Genomic DNA, 5,028 nt, shown 5'->3' on the forward strand with positions numbered 1-5,028 from the left:
CTGTTGTGCTTTTCGGTAACAGTAGGTTCCGTTGACGGAATGCCGTCTGATTTCCCGACTGACGGTGGCGGGATGACAACCGATGTTCTGTGCGATTTGGTTTAGGGGTAGGTTGCGGTAATGTCTGGAAATGTAGTATCTTTGGTGTGAGGTCAGTTGTGTGTAGGCCATATTGCAATCTTTCTTGTCAGGAAAGGCAGTATACCACCGCATACTGGCCTTTTCTGTTATTGGAAATTGCACTTGTTAGGCGAATGTAAGGGCCTTTTGTATAACCGATTACTCTTCTTCCGGCAATCGAGTGATTTTCACGCGGTCGATGCGCTGGCCTTCTTTTTCAATCACTTCAAAACGCCAGCCGTGGAAATCGGCAAAATCACCAACGTTCGGCAGGCTCTCCAGCTCTTCCATAATCAAGCCGGCGACGGTATGGTAGTCCGCATCTTCATCTTGTGGCGGCAAGCCTAATTGTGGCGCCAAATCGACGTATTCCAAAGCGCCGTCCACCGTCAGGCTTTCGTCGTCGGCATTGGCCTGCATCATCGGCTCTTCTTCACGCTCGAATTCTTCAGGGAATTCACCGGCGATGGTTTCGAGCATGTCTTTCATCGTCACCATACCCAATACCGCACCAAACTCATCGACCACCAAAGCATAATCCGCACTGCTTTGGCGGAACAATTCAATCGCACTCAGCGCAGTAGTCGTTTCCGGCAAAATCAGCGGCTGGCGTAAGGCCGTCTGAATATTCAATTCGCCGCCTTGCAATAATTGGGTTAGCAAATCTTTTTTGTTGATGTAGCCCAACGGCTCGTCCACACCTGCTTTACCGACCACCAGCAAACGGCTGTATGGCGTATTTTGCAGTTGTTCACGCTGCTCTTCTTTGCTTTGCGAAATATCCAAGCGCTCAATTTCACGGCGCGGAATCATCACACCTTGAATCGGACGTTCGGCCAACGTCAACACGCTGCGAATCATGGATTTTTCGTTTTCTTCAAAATGGCTGCTGTCCTCTGCCTCATCACCATTTTTCGCTAAAATCGTTTCACGGATACCCATCATGCCCAACACGTTTTCAGCCGTGCGTTTACGCCATGAGCTGCTGATGTAATCGTTTTTACGGCTGTTTTTCTGCGAAACTTGGTTAAACACCTCAATCAGAATCGAGAAGCCGATGGCGGCATACAGATAGCCTTTAGGAATGTGGAAATGGAAGGCTTCAGCAATCAGGCTGAAACCAATCATCAGCAGGAAGCCCAAGCAGAGCATCACCACTGTCGGGTGTTTTTCCACAAATTCGGTCAACGGTTTGCTGGCAATAATCATCACGGTCATTGCTACAACTACAGCTACCATTGCCACCACAATGTGATCCACCATGGCCACAGCGGTGATTACCGAGTCGATGGAAAATACCGCATCCAGTACCAAAATTTGCGCCACCACCGCACCGAACGCGGCGTGTTTTTTTTGCGTTTCAGCAATGGCAAAATGGTTGTGGCCTTCCAAGCGCTCGTGCAATTCGGTAGTCGCCTTATAAAGCAAGAACAGACCACCGGCGAGCATAATTATATCTTTCCCTGACACCGGCCAGTCGCCAATGTGAAACAGCGGTGCGGTCAAGGTCATGATGTGCGCCATAAAAGCCAGCATGATGACGCGCATCACCACAGCCAAGCCTAAGCCGGTAATCCGTGCTTTATCGCGCAGCGAAGGTTTGACCTTATTGGCCAAAATCGCGACAAACACAAGGTTATCAATGCCCAAAACCACTTCGAGCACCAAAAGCGTTGCAAAGCCTATCCAAGTATGTGGGTCAGCTAACCAACTGAAATCCATGATTTTTCTATTCCTCCAAATGTGAAAAAGCAGCCCGATGAATCAGATTCATCCGGCTGCTTCAAATACGGGACATACACGAAGGACGTAATATCGAACTATCCTGCTCTGCGTCTTTCATGGAATGTGTATGCCTCTATCAAAATAACGATTTGAATAGTTTATCAGTTTGAAACCATCGTGGCAAAGTTTTACTGAAAATATTTGTTAGGCCGTCTGAATTGTGGCTATTTTTCAGACGGCCTTTGGATATCGTCTTAAATATAAACCTGAAACCTTTGAAAAACTTGAGGTTTGAGTACCGTTCAAAGTTAGCCAACCGCAGAAAGCTCAGGCATATTATGATGAAAATTTTGCAAAGGCTTCAGCCTATGCTTTTGTTTCTACCAGCACCACCACCATGCGCGACAAGCCTTGCGCGAAACCTCTGCTGTATCGGCGCGGCACATAGCCGCTGATTTTGCCGTTTTGCACCGTGGTTTCATAGCTGCACACCAACCGCTCTTGTGGCAGGGTTCGAATGCTGCCATCGGCTTGTAGCTTAGGCGAAACTTTACTGTATAGTTTCCAAATCACTGCGCTGCCATCAGGCAAGGGATATGGAGCTTCAAAATGCGAGCTACCCTCATCGCAACCGATGTGGTTGTTTTTAAAGTCCTTCATTTGCGTATCGCTGAATGTTTGTGCGCCATGAAAACCAAAAATGCGGTCATGTCCATGCACGCTTTGGCGCACATACGCCCAAATATGGTCGCGCAGGAAAAATTGGTCGGCAAAGTGGCGGGATTCCAACGGCTGCTGCAAATAGTTTTGAATTTTTCCGGCCATATCGGGCACAGCCTGCCCTACTGCACCCCATAATCCGGCCAAAATTAATTCTGTATGTGTCCCTGCATCGCGAATGGTGTGAAACAGTTTCCCGCTTTCCATCCATTCTGCAACGGCTTGCGCTTCGCGCTGCGAAATCACCGAATCAGCATCACGGAAAATCACATAAGCCACTTCCGGATCATCAATCGCCAGAAAACGCCATAAAGTGCCCGGCCATTGGGCTTGTTCTCCGTTGACTTCAATAATCTCGGCACCATTTTGCGCCATGCGTTGACGTGCGGATTCAGGTACGCTGTGATCCACATAAAAGCGACACACCCAACCGGGGTAGATCTCGGCGGCCAATTCGGTATTCAAAACCGCCGGTTCGATATAGGCCGAACTGTTGCCGAACAATGAAAATGAGATGGTTTTTTTGCCACCCGCTTTCGGCGCTACCGAAGGCAATTCAGGTGCAGTTTGTGCGGCTACTTTTTGATCGCGCAATTGCAATGCTTTTAAGCCATAAATAGCGGCATTGTCCCAATCTTCCAAGCCACCATACGCATGCGACAAGGCATCGTAGGAATTGATGTGTTCGGCATTGCGCTGTATGGCCTTTTTCGCATACACGATCGCATCTTGAAACAAGCCTCCCTTAACGGCGGCTGTAGCGGCATCGCTCAAGGGGGTAACGGAAGCCGGAATCAGCTTATGCGCACGCATGGCCTCCGCCGCTGCTTGGGCATAATTGCCGGCAGCCATGTTTTTCTTAAACGCGGTAGAAATGATATCGAGCTGCTTTTGGACTTTTTGTAATTGGGGCGTGAGTTTCTTTTTCATAATGTACAAATATTTCAGACGGCCTGTGCATATTGCAAGGCCGTCTGAAATATTCCGTATGGATTCAGATAGTCAATTATACCCGAGAGCGATTGGCTTCTGCCAATAATGCCAATAATTCTTCGGTGCTGTCCCAACCGATACAAGCATCGGTGATACTTTGACCGTAGTTTTCCGGCTTATCCTGACGCCCCTCCATCAAGTGGCTTTCCACCATCACGCCCATGATGTTGTTTTCACCATCGCGTAATTGCTGAGCAACATCTTGTGCCACTTCCATTTGGCGTTTATAGTCTTTACGGCTGTTTGCATGGCTGAAATCAATCATCACTTTTGGCGTTTGACCGGCTTGGGTTAACTGCTCTGCTGCCGCTTTCACATGCTCATTGCTGTAATTTGGCTCTTTACCACCGCGCAAAATCACATGGCAATCGGGATTACCCGCAGTATGCACAATGGCGGAATGACCGGTTTTGGTTACGGACAAGAAGTGATGCGGATGACTCGCTGCACCAATGGCATCAATGGCAATTTTCAAGTTACCATCTGTACCATTTTTAAAGCCAACTGGGCAAGACAAGCCGCTCGATAATTCGCGGTGAACTTGGCTTTCTGTGGTACGCGCACCAATTGCGCCCCATGAAATCAAGTCGGCATAGTATTGCGGCGTAATCATGTCTAGAAATTCGGTTGACGCCGGCATACCCATATTATTTAAAGTCAGCAGTAAGCTGCGTGCCTGACGCAGGCCATAGTTGATATCAAAAGTACCGTCTAAATAAGGGTCGTTAATCAAGCCTTTCCAGCCGACTGTGGTACGCGGTTTTTCAAAATATACACGCATCACAATCAATAATTCTTTTTCATATTTTTTGCGTAACGGCAACAAGCGCTCAGCGTATTCCAAGGCTGCTTTGGTATCATGAATAGAACAAGGGCCGATAATAACCAATAAACGGTTGTCTTTACCATGTACTAAATCAGCAATTTCTTGACGGGTTTGATGAACCAATTCAGCAGCTTTTTCGCTAATCGGCAATTCATATAAATGGGCAATCGGTGGCAATAATTCGGCTACTGCTTTAATTCTGACATCATCTGTTTGGCGTGGTTGATTCATTAGATTAAACTTTCTGTTCTATTATTCATTAAGTATGTATAGGTTACCTTCTTTACATGAATTAAACAAGCATTAAAATTTATATATTGCAATTTTATATCAAAAGACTAATTTTCAAGCCTGTATAGTTATATAATTTTCTAATTTTTATAATTATTTAGAATTTTATTCTAATAATATTTTCAAGACACCTTAGTGGTAACGACTGTTATTATATTTAATCGATTTGTCGTTTTTAAATGATTCATTAAGATAATTCATCAGATATAGCTTATTTTATATTTTATCTCAAAATTAACCTGCTAAAAAACAAACAAAAAGCCGTCTGAACCCAATAAGTATTTCAGACGGCGTCCTTCTTTCTCATAAGCCAGCCTGCTGCTACTTCTTAACAGCAGGCTGAGCAGCTTTCT

The 5,028-nt window shown here is 46.1% G+C and carries 4 protein-coding genes; all 4 read right to left on the reverse strand.

The genetic code is table 11. The features are described 5' to 3' along the window. On the reverse strand, positions 1-213 hold a 213-nt coding region (locus CRG49_RS14110), incomplete at its 3' end, for a helix-turn-helix domain-containing protein (protein WP_157807883.1). 66 nt (positions 214-279) lie between these two features. After that, positions 280-1,842 carry a TerC family protein gene (locus CRG49_RS12220; RefSeq protein WP_095502450.1) on the reverse strand — a complete coding sequence of 521 codons (1,563 nt, stop codon included), beginning with the start codon at positions 1,840-1,842 and terminating at the stop codon, positions 280-282. Positions 1,843-2,211: 369 nt separating this feature from the next. After that, a complete protein-coding gene (locus CRG49_RS12225) occupies positions 2,212-3,495 on the reverse strand; it encodes a hypothetical protein (RefSeq protein ID WP_095502449.1) in 1,284 nt (427 codons plus the stop codon). A 76-nt stretch (positions 3,496-3,571) separates the two neighbouring features. After that, complete coding sequence (gene aroG / locus CRG49_RS12230) at positions 3,572-4,615, reverse strand: 3-deoxy-7-phosphoheptulonate synthase AroG (RefSeq protein ID WP_095502448.1); 1,044 nt, start codon at positions 4,613-4,615, stop codon at positions 3,572-3,574. Between the last annotated feature and the right edge of the window lie 413 nt (positions 4,616-5,028).

It is taken from the genome of Neisseria sp. N95_16 (assembly GCF_002551535.2).
Taxonomy (GTDB): domain Bacteria; phylum Pseudomonadota; class Gammaproteobacteria; order Burkholderiales; family Neisseriaceae; genus Neisseria; species Neisseria brasiliensis.